Source organism: Isoptericola sp. NPDC060257 (assembly GCF_042726645.1).
GTDB classification, from domain to species: Bacteria; Actinomycetota; Actinomycetes; order Actinomycetales; family Cellulomonadaceae; genus Isoptericola; species Isoptericola nanjingensis.
On sequence record NZ_JBHXAW010000051.1, the window covers coordinates 1 to 20,031 of the forward strand.

A 20,031-nucleotide genomic window follows, 5' to 3' on the forward strand; every position below is an offset into this window, starting at 1 on the left:
GGGTGGAGGCGATGAGCGACCAGCACGACGAGCCCACCTCGGCGGACACCCCTGCGGACACGGACGAGACGCCGCCGGGCGGGCGGGGGCGACGCGCGCGCCGGACGCCGCCGCGCTGGGTGCGCTGGACCCTCGCCGGGGTCACCGCAGCCGTGGCGTGCCTCGTCTTCGGGGTGAGCACGGCGACCGCGGAGCTCGGCTTCGGTCCCCACGAGGCCGTCTACTCCGTGACCAACGACAGCCTCGTCGTGGTCGACCTCGGCCCGCTCGGCACGCTGGAGATCGACTCGCCGCTCCCGCTCGGGCTCGGCGTGGACGTGGTGGTCAAGGAGATCCCCGCCGACCTGACGACGGTCGGCGCGGCCAACACGCTCACGGCCCTCAGCCAGGACCTCGAGAGCTACCTGCAGTTCTTCTCCAGCCCGGACGTCGCGGTGCGCAGCGTCGCCCTCGCGCTGGTGGAGAACGCCCTGTGGCGCTCGCTGGGCGCCGCCGCGGCGCTGGTCGCGGTCGGGTTCGTGGTGCGCTGGCTGCTGGGGCCGGGGCGCCGGCGCGAGCTCGCCGACGCGATGGCCCCCCGGACGGGCGAGATCACGGCGGGGGTGGCGGTCGTGGCCCTCGTCGTGACGACGGTGTCCTCCGGCGCGGCGGGCGCCACCGCCCAGGGGCAGCCCGCGTCGCCGGTCTTCGCCGGGACGGCGCTCGAGGGTGCGCGGATCACCGGGCGCCTCGCCGGCGTCATCGACACGTACGGCGGACAGCTCGTCAAGCTGTACGAGGACAACGAGGAGTTCTACGCGAGCGCGGACGACGACCTGTCGGCCGCGTGGGACGCCCGGCTCGCCTCCGAGGCGGCCGCGTCCGCGACCGCGGCGGGCACCCAGTTCGCGTCCCCGGACCCCGCCGAGCCCACCGCGCGGGTCGCGCCGCCCCGAGCACTGCCCAGCGGCGGTCCGGAGGACGAGCCGGTCACCTTCGTCGTCATCTCCGACCTGCACTGCAACACGGGGATGACGCCGCTGATCCGCACGACGATCGAACGCTCCGGGGCCGACGTCGTGCTCAACGCGGGCGACACCACCATGAACGGCACCTCGGTGGAGAAGGTCTGCGTCGACTCGTTCGCCTCCGCCGTCCCGCGCGGCGTGCCGATGGTGGTGTCGGACGGCAACCACGACTCGCAGGTCACGTCCGACCAGGAGGCGGCGCACGGCCAGAAGATCCTCGACGGCCAGGTGATCGACGTCGAGGGGGTGCGGATCCTCGGGGACAGGGACGCGCTCGAGACGCGCGTCGGCGTCGGCACGAACGTCGCGCGCGAGCGCACGCCGGAGCAGCAGTCGGCGGACCTCGCCGCGACCGCGTGCGACGACCGCGACGGCGTCGACCTGCTGCTGATCCACACGCCGTCCGTGGGCCTCGACGCCCTCGAGACGGGGTGCGTGCCGTTCCAGGTGTCCGGCCACACGCACAGCAGGTCGGGGCCGGAGCAGGTGGGGCAGGGCATCCGGTACGTCAACGGGTCCACCGCCGGCGCGGCGCCGAACCAGCCGACCGTCGGGCCGCTGCACGGCACGGCCGAGATGACGGTGCTGCGGTTCGACCCCGCGACGCGGCGGATGCTGGACGTGCAGGTCGTGAGCGTCACGCCCGACGGCGCGGCGACGGTGGGCGAGCGCGAGCCGGTGCCCGACGTCGTGCCGCCGGCCGACGAGGCGCCCGGGCCGTAGGGACGGGCGCCCGGATAGGCTCGGACCGTGCCCGAACCCACCTCACCCGTCCCCGCACCGCCCCCGCAGGCCGTCGACCCGGACGAGCTCACCCCCGTCGCCCAGGACTACCTCAAGGCGGTCTGGTCGGCGCAGGAGTGGTCGGACGAGAAGGTCACCACGGGGCTGCTGGCGGACCGCCTGGGCGTGGGGCCGTCCACCGTCTCCGAGACGGTGCGCCGGCTCACGACGCAGGGGCTGCTGGGTCATGAGCCCTACGGCGGGGTCTGGCTCACCGAGCTGGGGCGGCTTTACGCGCTCGTGATGGTGCGGCGGCACCGGCTGCTGGAGACGTGGCTGGTGCGCGACCTCGGCTACGCGTGGGACGAGGTGCACGACGAGGCGGAGGTGCTGGAGCACGCGGTGTCCGACCGGCTCGTCGAGCGCATCTCCGCGCGGCTCGGCCACCCGGAGCGCGACCCGCACGGCGACCCGATCCCGTTCGCCGACGGGCGCGTGGTGCGCCCGGAGGCGGTGCCGCTGGTGAACCTCGAGGCCGGGGCCGGGGGAGTGGTCGCCCGGATCTCGGACGCCGACCCCGAGGCGCTGCGGTACCTCGCGGACCTCGGCATCGACCTGGACCTGCCGGTGCGGCTGACGTCGCGGCGGGAGTTCGCCGGGACGGTCGGCGTGGCGTGGGAGGCGGACGGGCGCGAGGTCGGCGTCGACCTCGGGCTGCTGGCGGCGTCGCGCATCTGGGTGGTGCGCGCGTAGGCTGTCCCGGTTCCCCGACGACGTGAGCGCTGGACGGCGCACCGTCGTCGACGCCTCGTCTCGAAACGATTCGAGCATTCCGGTGCCCGACCCGATCTCCGAGGAGAGGCGAGTGACCTCGACGACCACGCCCGCGAGCGGCGCCACGGCCCGCACCGGCCGCGCACCCCGCCCCGAGCACGTCGGGGCCGCGCTGTTCGCGCTCGCCGTCGGCGGGTTCACGATCGGCACCACCGAGTTCGCCACGATGGGCCTGCTGCCGCAGATCGGCGCCGACCTCGGCGTCAGCGACCCGGTCGTCGGGTACGCGATCACCGCGTACGCCGTCGGTGTCGTGGTCGGGGCGCCGCTGCTGACCGTCGCCGCCGCGCGCATGTCCCGCAAGCGGCTGCTGCTGTGCCTCATGGGCTTCTACACGGTGGCCAACGTGCTGTCGGCGGCCGCCCCCGGCATCGAGAGCCTCGTCGTGGGACGGTTCCTCGCCGGGCTGCCGCACGGCGCGTTCTTCGGCGTCGGGGCGGCGGTCGGCGCCGCGGTGGCCGGACCCGGCCGGCGCGGCCACGCCGTCTCGATGATGATGACCGGCCTGACGATCGCGAACGTCGTCGGGGTGCCGCTGTCGACTGCCGTCGGGCAGAGCCTCGGGTGGCGCGCGGCATTCGTCGTCATCGGGGTGCTCGGCGCCGCGACGCTGCTCGGCATCTGGCGCTTCGTCCCCGAGCACGGGCCGGTGGACTCGAGCGTGCGGAAGGAGCTCGGCACGCTGCGCAACGGGCCGCTGTGGATCTCGTTCGCGGCCGGGGCCATCGGGTTCGGCGGCCTGTTCGCCGTGTACACCTACGTCGCGCCGACCGTCACCAAGGTGGCGGGGATGTCCGAGAGCGCCGTGCCCTGGGTGCTCGCCGCCTTCGGCGTCGGCATGACCGTCGGCACGCTGCTCGGCGGCAGGCTGGTGGACCGGAACGTGCTGCGCACGGTGATCGGCGGGTTCGTCGCGACCGCGCTGTCGCTGGTGCTGTTCGCGCTGGTCGGGACGTCGCCCGTGCCCGCCGTCGTCGGGCTGTTCCTGCTGGCCGTCACGTCGCAGACCCTCGGCCTGGCGATGCAGACCCGGCTCATGGACCTCTCGCCGCGGGCGCAGTCCCTCGGCGCGGCCCTGTGCCACTCCGCCCTGAACATCGGCAACGCGAGCGGCGCGTTCTTCGGCGGCCTCGTCATCGCGGCCGGCTACGGGTACCTCGCGCCCGCGTGGGTGGGACTCGCGCTCACCCTCGTGGGCCTGGCGATGGTGCTGGCGTTCGGCCGCCAGCGTGTCGCGCACGCCGACTGACCGGCGCCCGGGAGGGCCCGGGCGCGAGCCCGCTCCCCAGGAACGTGCGGTACGGTCGCGCCCGTGAGCCCGAGCGTGCGCGACGAGACCCACGACCTCCCCGACGACGCCGCGGGGGAGGCTGCGCCCGGGCCCGGCCCGCGCGGCCTGACCGCTCGCACCTACGGCGTGCTGCTGACCGTGCTGGGCGGCATCGGCTTCGGCGCCGCGTCGTGGCTGGCGATCGAGGAGTACCTCAAGCTGCTGGACCCGAACCGGGTGACGAGCTGCAGCTTCAACGTGTTCCTCGACTGCGGCGTCGCGATGATGTCCTGGCAGGGCACGCTGCTCGGCTTCCCGAACCCCTACATCGGGGTCGCGGCGTTCCCCGTGGTGATCACGACCGGCGTGGTGCTGCTCGCGGGTGCCCGGCTGCCGCGGTGGTACCACCGGTCGCTGCTCGCGGTGACGGTGCTCGCCCAGCTGCTGATCTTCTTCCTCATGTGGTCGAGCTTCTACGCGCTGGTCCGGCTGTGCCCGGCCTGCATGGTCGTCTGGACGATCGTGTGGCCGCTGCTGTGGTTCCAGGTCGTGCACGCCGTGCAGGAGGGCCACCTGCCCGCGGGCGACGGGCTGCGCCGCGCGGTCGTGCGGAACCGCGGACTGGTCCTGATCATCGGGTACGTCGTCGCCGTCGGCTGGCTGCTGCTGGCCGTCGGAGGGCCGCTCGTCGAGTCGTTCGGGGTGTGAAAACAGGGCCGGGGCCCGCGGCCCCGGCCGGTAGACTCGCCGGGTGAGCACGCCCGACACCGCACCCTCCCGACCCGAGGCGCCGACCGCGCCTTCCCACGAGCCCACCCACCGCTACACGCCCGCCCTCGCGCAGCAGATCGAGGAGCGCTGGCAGGACCTCTGGGAGGAGCGGGGCACCTTCTGGGCGGCCAACCCGAACGGTGCGCTCACGGACGGCGACGGCCGGAACGCCGGGGGTCAGCCGTTCTTCATCATGGACATGTTCCCGTACCCCTCGGGAGCGGGGCTGCACGTCGGGCACCCGCTGGGCTACATCGCCACCGACGTCGTCGGCCGCTTCCGCATGATGTGCGGCGACAACGTGCTGCACGCGCTGGGCTACGACGCGTTCGGCCTGCCCGCCGAGCAGTACGCGGTGCAGACGGGTCAGCACCCGCGCACCACCACCGAGCAGAACATCGTCACCATGAAGCGCCAGCTGCGCCGCATGGGCCTGGCGCACGACTCGCGGCGCACGTTCGCGACGATCGACCCCGAGTACGTGCGCTGGACGCAGTGGATCTTCCTGCAGATCTTCGACTCCTGGTACGACGCCGCGGCCGACGGCGGCGCGGGCCGCGCCCGCCGCATCGGCGAGCTGCGCGCCGAGCTGGAGTCCGGCGCCCGCGCCGTCCCGGGGCACGACGGCGACAACGCCGGCGGCGCCGCCTGGGCCGCGTTGTCCGACGACGAGCGGCGCGACGTGATCGACGCGCAGCGCCTGGCGTACGTCGACGAGTCGCCCGTGAACTGGGCGCCCGGCCTGGGCACCGTGCTGGCCAACGAGGAGGTCACGGCCGACGGCCGCTCCGAGCGCGGCAACATGCCCGTCTTCCAGAAGTCGCTGCGGCAGTGGAAGATGCGGATCACCGCCTACGCGGACCGCCTGACCGACGACCTGGAGCTCATCGACTGGCCGGAGAAGGTCAAGTCGATGCAGCGCAACTGGATCGGCCGCTCCACCGGCGCGAACGTCCGCTTCGACGTCGTCGGCACCGCCGACTACGACGCGGCCGGCGCGGGCGCGCAGGTCGAGGTGTTCACCACCCGCCCGGACACGCTGTTCGGCGCGACCTTCATGGTCGTGGCGCCCGAGCACCCGCTGCTGGACGAGGTCCCCGCGGCCTGGCCCGACGGCACGCGCGACGTCTGGACCGGCGGGCACGCGACGCCGGTCGAGGCCGTCGCCGCGTACCGCCGCGAGGCCGCCGCGAAGACCGCCGTCGAGCGGCAGGCCGACGCCGGGAAGAAGACCGGCGTGTTCACCGGGCACCTGGCGGTCAACCCGGTCAACGGCGCGACCGTCCCGGTGTTCACCGCCGACTACGTGCTGATGGGCTACGGCACCGGCGCGATCATGGCGGTGCCCGGCGGCGACCAGCGCGACTTCGACTTCGCCGAGGCCTTCGAGCTGCCTGTCGTCCGCACCGTCGAGCCCGCGGGCGGCCTGCCGGACGACTTCGCCGGGGCGTACACCGGCGACGGCGTGGCGGTGAACTCGTCCAACGACGAGATCAGCCTGGACGGGCTGGGCGTGGCCGAGGCCAAGGAGACGATCGTCGCGTGGCTGAGCGCCTGCGGCGCCGGCGAGGGCACCACCACGTACCGCCTGCGCGATTGGCTGTTCAGCCGGCAGCGCTACTGGGGCGAGCCGTTCCCGATCCTGTGGGACGAGGACGACCGACCGGTCGCGATCCCGGCCGACATGCTGCCGGTCGACCTGCCCGACGTGCCGGACTACGCGCCCCGTACCTTCGAGCCCGACGACGCGGACTCGTCGCCCGAGGCCCCGCTGGGCCGCAACGACGAGTGGGTGCACGTCACCCTGGACCTGGGCGACGGGCCGAAGCGGTACCGCCGCGACACCAACACGATGCCCAACTGGGCCGGGTCGTGCTGGTACTACCTGCGCTACCTGGACCCGACGGACTCGACCGACGGCCCCGCCAAGGGCACCGCCGTCGTCGACCCGGAGCTCGAGTCGTACTGGATGGGCCCGAAGCACAACGCGACGTCCGGTCCCGCCGGTGGCGTCGACCTGTACGTCGGCGGCGTCGAGCACGCCGTGCTGCACCTGCTGTACGCGCGGTTCTGGCACAAGGTGCTGCTGGACCTGGGCTACGTGTCCTCGCTGGAGCCGTTCGGCAAGCTGTTCAACCAGGGGTACATCCAGGCGTACGCCTACACCGACGCCCGCGGCGCCTACGTGCCCGCCGGTGAGGTCGAGGGCGACGAGCAGGCCGGCTTCACGTACCGCGGCGAGCCCGTGAACCGCGAGTACGGGAAGATGGGCAAGTCCCTGAAGAACGTCGTCACGCCGGACGAGATGTACGAGCAGTACGGCGCCGACACGTTCCGCGTGTACGAGATGTCGATGGGCCCGCTGGACCTGTCGCGGCCCTGGGAGACGCGCGCCGTCGTCGGCTCGCAGCGCTTCCTGCAGCGGCTGTGGCGCAACGTCGTGGACGAGGAGACGGGCGCGCTCGTCGCGACCGACGACGAGCCCGACACCGCCACGCTGCGCGCGATGCACCGGGCGATCGCGGACGTGCGGGTCGAGATGGAGCACATGCGGCCCAACACGGCGATCGCGAAGCTCATCACGTACAACAACCACCTCACCTCGCTGGACCGGGTGCCGCGCGCGGCGGTCGAGCCGCTGGTGCTGATGGTCGCGCCGATCGCCCCGCACATCGCGGAGGAGCTGTGGCAGCGGCTCGGGCACGACGGCTCGCTGGCGCGCGAGCCGTTCCCGACCGCCGACGAGCAGTACCTCGTCGAGGACACGGTGACGTGCGTCGTGCAGGTCAAGGGCAAGGTGCGCGGGCGCCTCGAGGTGGCGCCGACCATCTCGGACGCCGACCTGGAGGCCGCCGCCCTGGCGGAGCCGAACGTGGTCCGCGCCATCGACGGTGCGCCGGTGCGCAAGGTGATCGTGCGCGCGCCGAAGCTCGTCAACATCGTCGTCTGAGTTGGCGACCGTCCGCCTCGAGGGCGCCCTGGCACGCAGCCGGGGCGCCTTCGGCACGCCCTCGCTCGCCCTCCTGCACCGCAAGGAGGGACCGCTGGTCGTCGCCCTGCTGTCGCTGATCTTCACGCCCGGTCGTGCGACCGTGCCGACCGAGCAGATGCACGTGGAGGTCGAGGACCTGCTCGCCGAGGCGCGGGCCGCCGGCCACGAGGTGCCCGACGACGCCGCCCGCGCGCTGTGCTCGCGCTGGGTGGCCGGCCGCTGGCTGGTGCGGGCGCTCGACGACGACGGCGTCGAGCAGTACCAGGTCAGCTCGCACGCGGCGGAGGCGCTCGCCTTCGTCGACCGCACGCAGGGGGCGCGGGCCCTCGTGAGCGAGTCGCGCATCCGCACGCTGCTCGTGGCCTTGGACGGGCTCGCGCGCGACGCCCGGCCCGACCGGGAGTCGCAGCAGCGGGCGCTGCGGGAGCAGGTCGCCCGCGCCCGCGACGAGATCGCCGAGGCGGAGGCCGAGCTGGCCCGGCTCGACGCCGGCGGCGCCGTGGTGCAGGCGCCCACGGACCGGCTGGTCGAGCAGTTCGACAACGTGGCCGCGCTGGTGCGCGAGCTGCCCGCCGACTTCGCCCGCGTGGCGGAGTCGATCGCGGAGCTGCAACGCAGCATCGTCACGAGCCTGCGTCAGGACGAGCGCCCCACCGGCGAGGTGCTGGGCGCCTACCTGGAGGCCTCCGACTCGCTCATGGAGCGCACGCCCGAGGGGCGCGCCTTCTCCGGGGCGATGGAGCTGCTGCGCGACCCGCAGCTGCTCGGTCAGGTCGACGAGCGGGTCCGGGCGGTGCTCGCGCACCCGTTCGCGGCGGGCCTGCCGGCCGACCGGCGGGAGTCCGTGCGCGCGCTGTACTCCCAGCTCCTGGCGGCCGTCGACGGCGTGCTCGACGCGCAGGCGCGCGCCTCCCGCACCATCACGCAGCAGCTCACCGTGCACAACCCGCTGCGCGACCGGGAGCTGGACGCCGCGCTGCGCGAGGCGACCGCGGCGATGGCGGAGTGGTTCCCGACGTCGGGCCGGGCCGCGCGCGTGGAGCCGCTGCGCTGGCTGGAGCGGGCGCGCCTCGGTCGCTTCCGTGCCCAGCTGCACGACCTGCGCCCCGACACGCCGCCGGACGCGCTCGCCGACCTCGACGACCCGGCTCACGACGCCGGCGCCGCGCCGGGGGAGGTCCTGGGCGGCCTCCGCGGCATGGGCGGCCCGCGCTACGAGGAGACCGGCGCCCACGCGGCCCGGGTGCTGCGCGAGCGCGGGGGCGCCACGGCGGACGAGGTGTTCGCCGCCGGGCCGGCCGAGCTGCGTCGGCCCGTCGAGCTCCTGGGCTACCTGGAGCTGGCCGCGCCGGATGCGCTCGACGACGCTCTCGGTGACGCCGACGGCCTCGGCGACGTGCCGGCGGCCCGGCTGCGCCGCGTGACGGCCGTGCGCGCCGACGGCACCACGCGCGACCTGGTGGTGCCGCGGGTGGGCCTCGCCGTACCCGGTGCCGTACCCGACGACGCGACTGACGAGGAGGACGCATGACCGACACGACGACGGAGCCTGCGGAGCGCGTGGCCGAGGCCGACGCCGCGGCGGACGGCGCGCCCTTCGTCGAGGTGCCCGCGCTGGCCGACGACGACGCGGCGCTGTTCGCCGGCGACACGGGCGTGCTCCCGTACGAGGCGCGCCGCGCGCTGGCGCTGGTGCTGCAGCGGCGGTACCTGTCCGCAGCGGCGCACCCGGCGGAGTGGAAGGCGCTGCTCGCGCACCAGAACGTGCTCGCCTCGCGCTGCCACGACCTGTTCGTGGAGCTCGTCGTCGATCGCGACTACGAGATCGCGTACAAGCGGCAGGTCCGGGAGGCCGGGCTGAGCATCCCGGTGCTCCTCAAGGACGAGCCGTACAAGCGGGTCGAGACGCTGCTCATGCTGTTCGCGCGCAACCGGTTCCGGCAGGAGCAGGGCGCGGGGGAGCGGGCGGCGCACGTCGACGCCGAGGAGCTGGTCGACTACGCGCTCGGCTTCCTCGCCGCGGACGAGACCAACCTGGCCGCGCGCCGGCGCGAGGTCGACAACGCGATCGCCACCCTCGTGCGCGAGCACGTGCTCGACGAGGTCGCCGAGGGCCGCTACCGCGTGCAGCCGGTCGTGGAGATCCTGCTCCCGGTGGAGCGCCTGCGGGAGCTGACCGCGTGGCTGCGCTCGCCGTCGGCCGAGCCGCCCACCGTCAACGACCACGACGACGAGACCGAGCCGGTCGACGAGGACGAGGAGTCGCGCGCATGACGATCACGAGCGACCCGGCGGAGCAGGTCGCCGCGCCCCGCATGCAGCAGTCGCTGTTCGGGCTGATCCCGACGGCGTCGGACGGTCGGCAGTGGACGGCCCGCTCGATGCAGCTGGTGAGCTGGGGCGGCTACCACGGCTACCACGAGGTGCGGTTCGCGGGCACGACGACGCTGCTCACGGGCGCGTCCGGCTCCGGCAAGTCGACCCTGCTCGACGCCTACATCGCGCTGATGATGAGCCACACGACGCCGTTCAACGGCGCGTCGAACACGGCCACCAGCGGGCGGGCGCGCGGGCAGGAGCAGCGCAACGTCGTCTCCTACGCGCGCGGCAAGCTCGACGAGGAGCGCACCGCCGGGTCGGCGCGCGCCAAGGACCGCGTGCTGCGCGGCGAGACGTCGGACACCTGGTCGGCGATCGCGATGACCTGGTCGTCCCAGGCGGGCGAGCGGTTCACGGCGCTGCGCGCCTGGTACGTGCCCCGCGGCGCGCAGCGCACGGACGCGACGGTGGCCGTGCGCGCCGTCGTCGACGCGGACTTCAGCCTGCGCGACCTCGAGCCGCTCGCGGCCCAGCGCTTCGGCAGGGCGGGGCTCACCGCGGCGGGGCTGACGTCGTTCGACACGGACAAGGCGTTCGCCACGCGCCTGCACGCCGCGCTGGGCATCGGCGCGGCGGGCGACGGCGAGAAGGCGATGCAGCTGCTCGGCCGCATCCAGGCCGGCCAGCAGATCACCACGGTCGACTCGCTCTACAAGGCGATGGTGCTCGAGGAGCCCGAGACGATCCGCGTGGCCGAGCGCGCCGTCGAGCACTTCGACGAGCTCAGCGAGGTACGCGCCGAGATGGACACGGCGCAGCGCCAGGTGGACGTGCTGCGCCCGATGCTGGAGCACCGGGCGGCGGTCGACGACGCCGTCGCGTCCGCGCGGCTCGTGGACGCCCTCGGGCCCGACGGCGGCGCCGCGGGAACAGACCCCGGCACGGGGGCCGCTCGGATCACGCCGTTCACGGCGTGGCGCGACCGCACCCAGCTCGACCTGCTGCGTGCGGGCGAGGCGCAGAACCGGGCCCAGCACAAGGCGGCGGCCGAGCGGGTCGCCGTGGCTGAGGAGCGGCTCGCCGCCGCGCAGGGCGAGCTCGAGCAGGTGCGCGCCGACCAGCGCCGCAACGGCGGCGACGCCATCGAGGCCGCGGAGCGCGACGTGCGCGCGGCCGAGCAGCGGCTGGCAGAGACCCGGCGCGCCCGCGCCGAGCTGGACGGCCACCTGTCGCCGCTGGAGCGGGAGGCCTCCTCGCGCCGGGAGCTGGACGCCCTGCACGCCGACGCCCGCCGGTACCTGGACGAGCGCGACACCCACACGGACGCGCTGTCCGAGGCGGTGGTCGAGGCCGCCGCGCGCGAGAAGGAGGCGATGCGCGCCCTGGCCGAGCTCGAGCGCGAGGAGGCGTCCCTCAAGGCGCGCCGCGGCAACGTGCCGCGCGAGCTGCACGAGGCGCGCGAGGCGCTCGCACGAACCGCCGGCCTGCGCCCCGACGACGTGCCGTTCGTGGGCGAGCTGCTCGAGGTGCGCGGGGAGTACGAGCCGTGGCGCGAGGCGATCGGCCTGGCGCTCGGAGGGTTCGCCGTCACCGTGCTCGTCGACGAGACGCGCCTGGACGCGTTCCGCGCCGCGATCGACGCCGTCCGCTCGCCCGTGCGCGTGCGGTTCGAGGGCGTGCCCACCGGGCTGGCGCTGCACGAGGAGGCCGACCGGGCCCTCCTCCCGGGGAGGCTCGAGGTCAAGGCCGGGCCGTTCGGCGGCTGGCTCGCGGTGCGCCTCGCGGAGCGGTTCGCGTACGTGTGCGTGGACGACACCGCGGAGCTGGCGCGGCACGACCTGGCGCTCGCCCGGTCCGGGCAGACGTCGGAGGGGCGCCGGGGCGCGCACGGCGGCCAGGGCCGGGCGTCGGTGCTGGGGTTCAGCAACCACCGGCGCCTCGAGCAGCTCGCCGAACAGATCGCCGCGGCGCACCAGGAGCTGCGCCAGGCCTCGGAGGCGCTCGCGGGCGCCCGGCTGCGGCAGAAGGGCGAGGCCGACCACTTCGTCGCGTACAGCCACGCGCTGCGGGCCGCCTGGGACGACCTCGACGTGCGCGGGGCAGAGGCCCGGCTCGCCGAGCGGCAGGAGCGGCACGAGGCGCTGGTCGCGGGCTCGGACGTGCTGCGCGCGCTCAAGGCGGACGAGGACGCCCTGCGCGCCCGCGTCGACGAGCTCTACCGGGAGCGGGCCGCGGCGCAGCAGCGCGTCACCGAGCTCGGCGCGGCGTGGGAGCAGCTCAGCGACCAGGTGGACCAGGTCGCGGACGCCGTCGAGCGCGCCGACGACGAGGGCGTCGAGCCCACGCCGGAGCAGGAGCGGCGCCTGGCCGAGCTGATGGCGCAGGTCGGCTGGTCGGGGGTGTCGGGCACGTCGGGCAGCGGGCTCGCGGACCTCACCACCGCCGTGGCCGCCGTCGTGCGCGAGCTGCACCACCAGCGCGAGTCGGCGCAGGAGGCGGAGCGCGCCGCACGCGCCGCCCTCGCCGCCCTCTTCGAGCGGTTCAACGACACCTGGCCCGACCCGAACCGCAGCGCTGACCCCGACGGTGCGTACGCCGACTTCCTGCGGATCTACGAGGAGCTGGAGTACCAGCAGCTGTACCGGCTGCGCGACAGGTGGTCGGCGCACCTGCGCCAGATGTCCGGCGACCAGCTCACGCGGCTCAACAACGGCATCGCGCAGGCGGTGGCGGAGATCCGCGACCGCATGGAGCCCGTCAACGCGATCCTCGCCACGCTCCCGTTCCGGGACGACGCGCACCGGCTGCGCATCACCGCCACCCCGGTCGAGGCCTCCGACGTCGTCTCGTTCCGGCGCCGGCTGCGCGAGCTCGCCACCGCCCCGGCGGGCGACGTCCCGCTCGCCGAGCACGAGCGCCGGTACGAACGGATGCGCAGGCTGATCGACCGCATCCGTCCCGACAGCCCCGAGCGCCGGCGCCTGGTGGACGTGCGCGAGCACGTGCGGGTGAGCGCCGAGTGCGTGGACCTCGAGGGCAACCACGTGAGCGTCTACGACCACATCGCCGGCAAGTCCGGTGGTGAGTCGCAGGAGCTCGTCGCGTTCATCGTCGGCGCCGCCCTGCGCTACCAGCTCGGCGACGCCGGGGCTGAGCGCCCCCGGTACGCGCCGGTGTTCCTCGACGAGGCGTTCATCAAGGCCGACGCCCGGTTCGCCGGCCGTGCCGTCGGCGCGTGGCGCGGGCTGGGCTTCCAGCTCGTCGTGGGCGCGCCGCTGGACAAGGTCAGCGCGCTGGAGCCGCACGCCGACGTCGTGCTGCAGGCCATCAAGGACGCGACCGGCCGGTCTCGCCTGGTGACGCTCGTGGGGGAGTAGGGCCCCGCGAGCGCGCGGCTCAGCGGGTCGAGGGCGCCGTCGCGAGGGGGATCAGGACCTCGCGCAGGAGCCGCTCGACGTAGGCGGGGGTCAGCTCGACGCCCTCGACCACCTTGCGGTACGAGACGAGCGCCGGCACCACGGTGCTCACGAGGTCGAGGTCGCGGTCGGCCGGCACCTCGCCGCGGTCCCGGGCGCGCTCGAGCAGCGTCCGCATCTGCTGGATCTTGGGCCGCACGAAGCTCGCGTGGAACTGGCGCGCGAGCTCGGGGTCGTGCCGGACCTCCGCCATCAGGCCCGGGATGAGCCGGTCGGTCCCGGCTGACTTGCGCGCGCGCCGCAGCTCCTCCAGCGCCAGCAGGTCGCCCTCGAGCGACCCGGTGTCGGGGATGTCGGCGGGGTCCAGGTCGTTGCCCAGCCCGCAGGTCACGGCGTCGACGGCGAGGTCCGACTTGGTGGTCCAGCGGCGGTAGAGCGTGGCCTTGCTGGCGCCCGCGCGACCGGCGACGGCGTCCATCGTCATCCCGCCGTAGCCGACCTCGGCGAGGAGCTCGCGGGCGGCGTCGAGGATCGCGACGTCGCGGGAGGCGTCGCGGGGCCGCCCTCCGCGTGCGGCGGGGGAGGCGGGAGCGTCATCGACGACGTCGTCGGCGGACTTCATGGCGATCCTTCCGTTCGGGAGCGGGTCGAGCATGACACCCGAGTGCCGTGTTCGCCGTCGGCGAACAGGAGTTCAATTCCGACACTCATGGGTTTCGAAACCGTCGAGTACCGCTTACGGTCGATCGTACCCGCGCCGGCACGTCCCGGGCCCGGGTCCTTCCTCCGCCTCCTCGGGAGCTCCCTCCATGACCACTCCTCTGGCGCCCTCGCGCGCCTCGGACCCCCGCCGCTGGCTGGTCCTGGCGACCGTCGCCATCGCCCAGCTCATGGTCGTGCTCGACGCGACCATCGTGAACATCGCCCTGCCCTCGGCCCAGGCCGAGCTGGGCTTCAGCGACAACGACCGCCAGTGGGTCGTCACCGCCTACGCGCTCGCGTTCGGCAGCCTCCTGCTGCTCGGCGGCCGCCTGTCGGACCTGCTGGGCCGGCGTCGGACGTTCCTCGTCGGCCTGGTCGGCTTCGCCGTCGCGTCCGCGCTCGGCGGCGCGGCGCAGAGCTTCGAGATGCTCGTGGCGGCGCGCGCGCTGCAGGGCGTCTTCGCCGCGGTGCTCGCGCCGTCGGCGCTCTCGGTGCTGACCACGACCTTCACCGAGCCGGCCGAGCGTGGCCGCGCTTTCGGCGTCTTCGGCGCGATCGCCGGGGTGGGCGGCGCCGTCGGCCTCCTCCTCGGCGGGTTCCTCACCCAGAACTTCGACTGGCGCTGGAACCTCTACGTCAACCTCGTCTTCGCGGCGGTGGCCGTGGTCGCCGGGCTCCTGCTGCTGCCCCGCGGTGAGCAGGGCCGCCGGCAACGGCTCGACGTGCCGGGCGTCGCGCTGGGCTCGGGCGGCCTGTTCCTCCTGGTGTACGGCTTCTCCCAGGCGGAGCCCCAGGGCTGGGGCTCGCCGTGGACCTGGGGCTCCCTCGCGGCGTCCGTCGTCCTGCTGGTGGCCTTCGTGCGGTGGCAGGGCCGCGCCGCGCAGCCGCTCCTGCCGCTGTCCATCGTGCGTGACCGCGACCGCACGGGCTCGTACGTCGCGATCTTCGTGGCAGGCGTCGGGATGTTCGGCGTCTCGCTCTTCCTCACCTACTACCTGCAGGCGACGATGGGCTACGACCCGATGCGCACGGGCGTCGCGTTCCTGCCGATGGTGCTCGCCCTCGTCGCCACGGCCCAGGTCTCCAACAACCTCACGCTGCCGCGCCTCGGCGCGAAGGTCCTGGTGCCGGTCGGTCTGGCGATCTGCGCGGTGGCGATGCTCTGGCTCTCGCGGCTCGACGTCGACAGCACCTACGCCGCCGGTGTCCTGCCCGCGCTGGTGCTCTTCGGCGTCGGCATGGGCAGCGTGATGCCGCCGTCGATCCAGACCGCGACGGTCGGCGTGCAGGGGCCGTACGCGGGCGTCGCGTCGGCGATGGTCTCGACCTCCCAGCAGGTGGGCGGCGCGATCGGGACTGCCGTGCTCAACACTCTCGCCGCGACGGCCGCGACGTCCTGGGCCGCGGGGCACCTCCCCGCGACGCCGGCCGTCGTCGCCCAGGCCGCGGTGCACAGCTACGACGTCGCCTTCACCTGGTCCGCCGGGATCTTCCTGGTCGGCGCGCTCCTCGCCGTGGCGCTGTTCCGGACCAAGGGCGCGCGCGGGCGCCGGACGGCGACCGTCGCCACCCCGGTCCTTCCGCACGCAGGGACGGCGGCCACCGCCCGTGTGTAGGGTCGTGGCGTGACCGAGACCACGCCTCTGATCACCAGCCCGGAGCCGACCGTCGAGGGGTTCGTGCGCGAGTACCTGCACGAGCTGAACTTCTCGCAGGGCACGATCCTGGAGCGGGCCACGGACAACGACCGGTACCTCGCGCTCGCGCGCACGGTGCGGCACTACCTGATGTCGCGGTGGATGCAGACCACGGTGAGCCAGTACCGCACGCAGGCGAAGGCGGTGGCCTACCTGTCGGCGGAGTACCTCCTGGGCCGCCAGCTCGACAACGCGCTCATCGCGACCGGGCTGGAGGAGGTCGCCGCCGAGGCGCTCGCCAGCCTGGGGCTCGACCTCGACGAGCTGCGCGAGGTGGAGGTGGAGCCCGGCCTCGGCAACGGCGGGCTCGGGCGGCTGGCGGCCTGCTTCGTCGACTCGCTGGCGACGATGAGCGTGCCCGCGATCGGGTACGGCATCCGGTACGAGTACGGCATCTTCCGGCAGACGTTCGCGGACGGCCGCCAGGTGGAGGAGCCGGACACCTGGCTCGACAACGGCGACCCGTGGGAGTTCGCCCACCCCGAGCACGAGGTCACGGTCGGCTTCGGCGGGCACACGGAGAGGTACACGGACGACGAGGGCCGGGAGCGCTCGCGCTGGGTTCCGGGCTGGCAGGTGCTGGGCGTCCCGTACAACTCGATGGTGCCGGGCTACCGGAACGGGCGCGTCAACACGCTCCGGCTGTGGAGCGCGCGCGCCACCCACGCGTTCGACCTCAAGATCTTCAACTACGGCGACTACGCCGAGGCCGTGCGCTCCCAGACGTTCGCCGAGAACATCTCCAAGGTGCTCTACCCGGAGGACTCCACGCCGCAGGGCAAGGAGCTGCGGCTGCAGCAGCAGTACTTCTTCGTCGCCTGCTCGATCCGCGACTTCCTCGACCAGCTGCTGCCGCCGGACTTCGACCTGCACGACCTGCCCGAGCGCATCGTCTTCCAGCTCAACGACACCCACCCCGTCATCGCGATCCCGGAGCTCATGCGGATCCTGGTGGACGAGCGCGGGTTCGAGTGGGACGACGCCTGGCAGGTGACGCAGCGCTGCTTCGCGTACACGTGCCACACGCTGCTGCCGGAGGCGTTGGAGGTGTGGCCGGTCGAGCTGGTCGGACGGCTTCTGCCCCGGCACCTGGAGATCATCTACCGCATCAACGACGAGTTCCTCTCCCAGGTGCGCGAGCGCTCCGGCGGCAACGAGCTGCTGGTGCGGCGCATGTCGATCATCGCGGAGCACCCTGAGCGGTCGGTGCGGATGGCGTTCCTCGCCACGGTCGGCGGGTCGAAGGTGAACGGCGTCGCCGAGCTGCACTCGCAGCTGCTGCGCGACAAGGTGCTCGCCGACTTCGCCGACTTCTGGCCGGAGAAGTTCACGAACGTCACCAACGGCGTCACCCCGCGCCGGTTCGTGAAGCTGGCGAACCCGGGGCTGTCGGGGCTCGTCACGGAGGCGATCGGCGACGGCTGGGTCACCGACCTCGACCGGCTGCGCGAGCTTGAGCCCTTCGCCGACGACGCCGAGTTCCGCCGCCGGTTCCGGGAGGTCAAGGCCGCGAACAAGGACCGGCTGGTCTCCTTCCTCGCGGCGCGCGACGGCATCACGATCGACCCGGGCACGATGCTCGACGTCATGGTCAAGCGGCTGCACGAGTACAAGCGCCAGCTGCTCAAGCTGCTGCACGTCGTGACGCTCTACGACCGCATCACGTCCGGGGAGCTGGAGCTCGGCGACGTCACGCCGCGCACCGTCGTCTTCGGCGCGAAGGCCGCCCCCGGCTACGTGATGGCGAAGGAGATCATCGCGCTCATCAACCACGTGGGCGCCGTGGTCGCGGCCCACCCCGACGTGTCCCGGGTGCTGCGCATCGCGTTCCCGGCGAATTACAACGTCACCGTCGCCGAGACCCTGATCCCGGCGGCCGACCTGTCCGAGCAGATCTCGCTGGCCGGAAAGGAGGCGTCCGGCACCGGGAACATGAAGTTCGCGCTCAACGGCGCGCTCACCATCGGCACCGACGACGGCGCGAACGTCGAGATCCGGAAGCTCGTCGGCGACGAGAACTTCTTCCTGTTCGGCCTGACGGAGCCGGAGGCGAGCGCCGTCGCCGAGGCCGGCTACCGGCCCTCGACGTACTACGAGGAGAACCCGTCGCTGCGCCGGGCCCTGGACCTGGTCGCGCGCGGCACGTTCTCCGGCGGCGACGCCTCGGTCTTCGAGCCGATCGTGTCCAACCTGCTCACCGAGGACCGCTTCATGGTGCTCGCGGACTACCAGGCCTACCTCGACGCGCAGGAGCGGGTGGAGCGCGCGTACGCGGACCCGGACGCCTGGAGCCGCTCGGCCGTGCTCAACGTGGCGCGCTCGGGCTTCTTCTCCTCGGACCGCTCCGTGCGCGACTACCTCGACCGCATCTGGCACGCCGCGCCCCTGACGGCCGACTGACGGTCCTCCCGGAGCGTCAGCGCCGGCGGCGGGTGCCGAGGACGGTACGGGTGATCTCCCGGGCCAGGGTCGTGCCCACGCTGGTGAGGATGGCGTCCATCGGGCTGCGTGAGCTGCCGCGCGACGTCGAGCCCGACCGCGGGGCCTTCTGCGCCTTCCGGGCGTCGGCCTCCGCCCGCTTGCGCGCCTGCGCCGCCTCCTTCTCGAGCTCGGCGGCGCGCTCGGTCGCCTCGCGGGTGGCGGCGTCCTGCGCGGCGCGGGCCTGCAGCAGCTCGTACGCGGACTCGCGGTCGACGGCGGCGCCGTAGCGCGCCTGCCCGGGCGACGCCGCGACGGTCGCGTCCAGGACCTGCTGCGGCGCCGGGTCCATCGAGGCCTGGGGTGCGCGCACGCGCGTCCAGGCGACCGGGGTGGGGGCCCCCTTCTCGTCGAGCAGGGTGACGACGGCCTCGCCGGTGCCGAGCGACTGCAGCAGCCGCTCGAGGTCGTACGGCGAGGTGGGGAAGGTGCGGGCCGCTGCCCGCAGGGCCTTCGCGTCGTCGGGCGTGAAGGCGCGCAGCGCGTGCTGCACGCGGTTGCCGAGCTGGGCGAGCACGTCGGCGGGCACGTCCTTGGGGGACTGGGTGACGAAGAAGACGCCGACGCCCTTGCTGCGGATGAGCCGCACCGTCTGGACGACCTGCTGGAGGAAGTCCTTCGAGGCGCCCGTGAACAGCAGGTGCGCCTCGTCGAAGAAGAACACGAGGCGCGGCTTGTCCGGGTCGCCCACCTCGGGCAGCTCCTGGAACAGCTCCGCCAGCAGCCACATGAGGAACGTGGAGAACAGCGCGGGGCGGTCCTGCACGCCGGGCAGCTCGAGGGCGGAGATCAGCCCGCGCCCGTCCGCGGACGTGCGCAGCAGGTCGGCGGTCTCGAACGCCGGCTCGCCGAAGAACACGTCGCCGCCCTGCGCCTGCAGTCCCACGATCTCGCGCAGGATGACGCCGGCGGTGGCGGCCGAGACGCCGCCGATGCCCTTGAGCTCCTGCTTGCCCTCGTCGGAGGTGAGGTAGGCGATGGTGGCCTGCAGGTCCTTGAGGTCGAGCAGCGCGAGCTGCTGCGTGTCGGCCCAGTGGAAGATCAGCTCCAGGCTGGAGGACTGCGTCGCGTTGAGGCCGAGCACCTTGCTCAGCAGCAGCGGGCCGAAGTCGGTGACGGTCGTCCGGATCGGCACGCCCGTGCCCAGGCCGCCGAGCGAGTAGAACTCCACCGGGTACGACGTCGGCGCCCAGGTCTGGCCGATGCTCGCCGCCCGCTCGGCGACCTTCGGGTTGTCCGGCCCCTCGACGGCCAGCCCGGACAGGTCGCCCTTGACGTCGGCGAGGAACACCGGGACGCCCTGCGCCGACAGGCCCTCCGCCATGCCCTGCAGGGTCTTCGTCTTTCCGGTGCCCGTGGCGCCCGCGACCAGCCCGTGACGGTTGAGCGTCGCGAGCGGGAAGCCGACCTGCACCGTCGCGTCCGGCACCGGGTCGCCGCCCAGCGGGCCGGACAGCAGGGCCCCGAGCGGCAGCGTCGGGGCGTCGGAGGCGTAGCCCGCGCGCACCTCGTCGGCGTACGACGGCGGCGCCGCCGGTTCGGAGTCGGTCGCGGGCGCGGTGTCGGTCGCGCCCGTGGGACTCGCGTCGGGAGCAGGTCCGGCGGCGGCCTCGGCCGCCTCGAGCGCCGCCTGGGCGGCCGCTGCCTTCGCCTCCGCCGCCTCGGCGGCGGCCTGTGCTGCGGCCGCTCGCAGGGTGGCGAGGTCGGCGTCGTCGGTGGGCGGTGTCCCCTCGGCCATGGCCCGCACGCTAGCGCGGCAGGGGAGCGGGTGCGCGACGAGGAGTACCCACGAGGTTGAGAACGGTTCTCACATCTGCTTCAC

12 protein-coding genes are annotated in these 20,031 nt (G+C 73.9%); 10 read left to right on the plus strand and 2 right to left on the minus strand.

The genetic code is table 11. The features are described from left to right. The 8 genes from ACFWEK_RS06520 to ACFWEK_RS06555 all read left to right on the plus strand — a co-directional run. The coding region (locus ACFWEK_RS06520; RefSeq protein ID WP_430553510.1) for a metallophosphoesterase family protein at positions 1-1,730 on the plus strand (1,730 nt) is incomplete at its 5' end. Between the two features lie 27 nt (positions 1,731-1,757). Beyond that, positions 1,758-2,483, plus strand: coding sequence for a metal-dependent transcriptional regulator (locus ACFWEK_RS06525; protein WP_430553511.1), 726 nt, complete (start codon positions 1,758-1,760; stop codon positions 2,481-2,483). A gap of 112 nt (positions 2,484-2,595) precedes the next feature. Next, positions 2,596-3,813 (plus strand): MFS transporter, encoded by a 1,218-nt coding sequence (locus tag ACFWEK_RS06530; RefSeq protein ID WP_430553512.1) that lies wholly within the window; start codon positions 2,596-2,598, stop codon positions 3,811-3,813. A 63-nt stretch (positions 3,814-3,876) separates the two neighbouring features. Then, complete coding sequence (locus ACFWEK_RS06535) at positions 3,877-4,542, plus strand: vitamin K epoxide reductase family protein (protein WP_430547999.1); 666 nt, start codon at positions 3,877-3,879, stop codon at positions 4,540-4,542. A 43-nt stretch (positions 4,543-4,585) separates the two neighbouring features. Further along, complete coding sequence (gene leuS / locus ACFWEK_RS06540) at positions 4,586-7,555, plus strand: leucine--tRNA ligase (RefSeq protein WP_430553513.1); 2,970 nt, start codon at positions 4,586-4,588, stop codon at positions 7,553-7,555. Position 7,556: 1 nt separating this feature from the next. Further along, positions 7,557-9,128, plus strand: coding sequence for a DUF3375 domain-containing protein (locus ACFWEK_RS06545; protein WP_430553514.1), 1,572 nt, complete (start codon positions 7,557-7,559; stop codon positions 9,126-9,128). Continuing rightward, complete coding sequence (locus ACFWEK_RS06550) at positions 9,125-9,871, plus strand: DUF4194 domain-containing protein (RefSeq protein WP_430547996.1); 747 nt, start codon at positions 9,125-9,127, stop codon at positions 9,869-9,871. Before ACFWEK_RS06545 ends, ACFWEK_RS06550 begins: the two co-directional genes overlap by 4 nt. Next, positions 9,868-13,293, plus strand: coding sequence for an ATP-binding protein (locus ACFWEK_RS06555; protein WP_430553515.1), 3,426 nt, complete (start codon positions 9,868-9,870; stop codon positions 13,291-13,293). Before ACFWEK_RS06550 ends, ACFWEK_RS06555 begins: the two co-directional genes overlap by 4 nt. Positions 13,294-13,312: 19 nt before the next feature. On the opposite strand, the gene ACFWEK_RS06560 is transcribed toward ACFWEK_RS06555, so the two are convergent. Further along, positions 13,313-13,954, minus strand: a complete 642-nt coding sequence (locus ACFWEK_RS06560; RefSeq protein ID WP_430553516.1) for a TetR/AcrR family transcriptional regulator — start codon at positions 13,952-13,954, stop codon at positions 13,313-13,315. Positions 13,955-14,141: 187 nt separating this feature from the next. Between ACFWEK_RS06560 and ACFWEK_RS06565 the strand changes: the two genes are divergently transcribed. Together ACFWEK_RS06565 and ACFWEK_RS06570 are read left to right on the plus strand one after the other, a co-directional pair. Then, a complete protein-coding gene (locus ACFWEK_RS06565) occupies positions 14,142-15,650 on the plus strand; it encodes an MFS transporter (RefSeq protein ID WP_430553517.1) in 1,509 nt (502 codons plus the stop codon). Positions 15,651-15,659: 9 nt separating this feature from the next. Beyond that, positions 15,660-18,131 (plus strand): glycogen/starch/alpha-glucan phosphorylase, encoded by a 2,472-nt coding sequence (locus ACFWEK_RS06570; RefSeq protein ID WP_430553518.1) that lies wholly within the window; start codon positions 15,660-15,662, stop codon positions 18,129-18,131. Between the two features lie 16 nt (positions 18,132-18,147). Here ACFWEK_RS06570 and ACFWEK_RS06575 read toward each other — a convergent pair whose 3' ends face one another. Next, positions 18,148-19,947 (minus strand): helicase HerA-like domain-containing protein, encoded by a 1,800-nt coding sequence (locus ACFWEK_RS06575; protein ID WP_430553519.1) that lies wholly within the window; start codon positions 19,945-19,947, stop codon positions 18,148-18,150. Positions 19,948-20,031 lie beyond the last annotated feature (84 nt).

Bases quoted from the DNA above. Each gene is read 5' to 3' on its own strand.
- ACFWEK_RS06550 (WP_430547996.1), top strand. From the start codon at position 9,125: ATGACCGACACGACGACGGAGCCTGCGGAGCGCGTGGCCGAGGCCGAC.
- ACFWEK_RS06555 (WP_430553515.1), top strand. From the start codon at position 9,868: ATGACGATCACGAGCGACCCGGCGGAGCAGGTCGCCGCGCCCCGCATG.
- ACFWEK_RS06560 (WP_430553516.1), bottom strand. From the start codon at position 13,954: ATGAAGTCCGCCGACGACGTCGTCGATGACGCTCCCGCCTCCCCCGCC.
- ACFWEK_RS06565 (WP_430553517.1), top strand. From the start codon at position 14,142: ATGACCACTCCTCTGGCGCCCTCGCGCGCCTCGGACCCCCGCCGCTGG.
- ACFWEK_RS06575 (WP_430553519.1), bottom strand. From the start codon at position 19,947: ATGGCCGAGGGGACACCGCCCACCGACGACGCCGACCTCGCCACCCTG.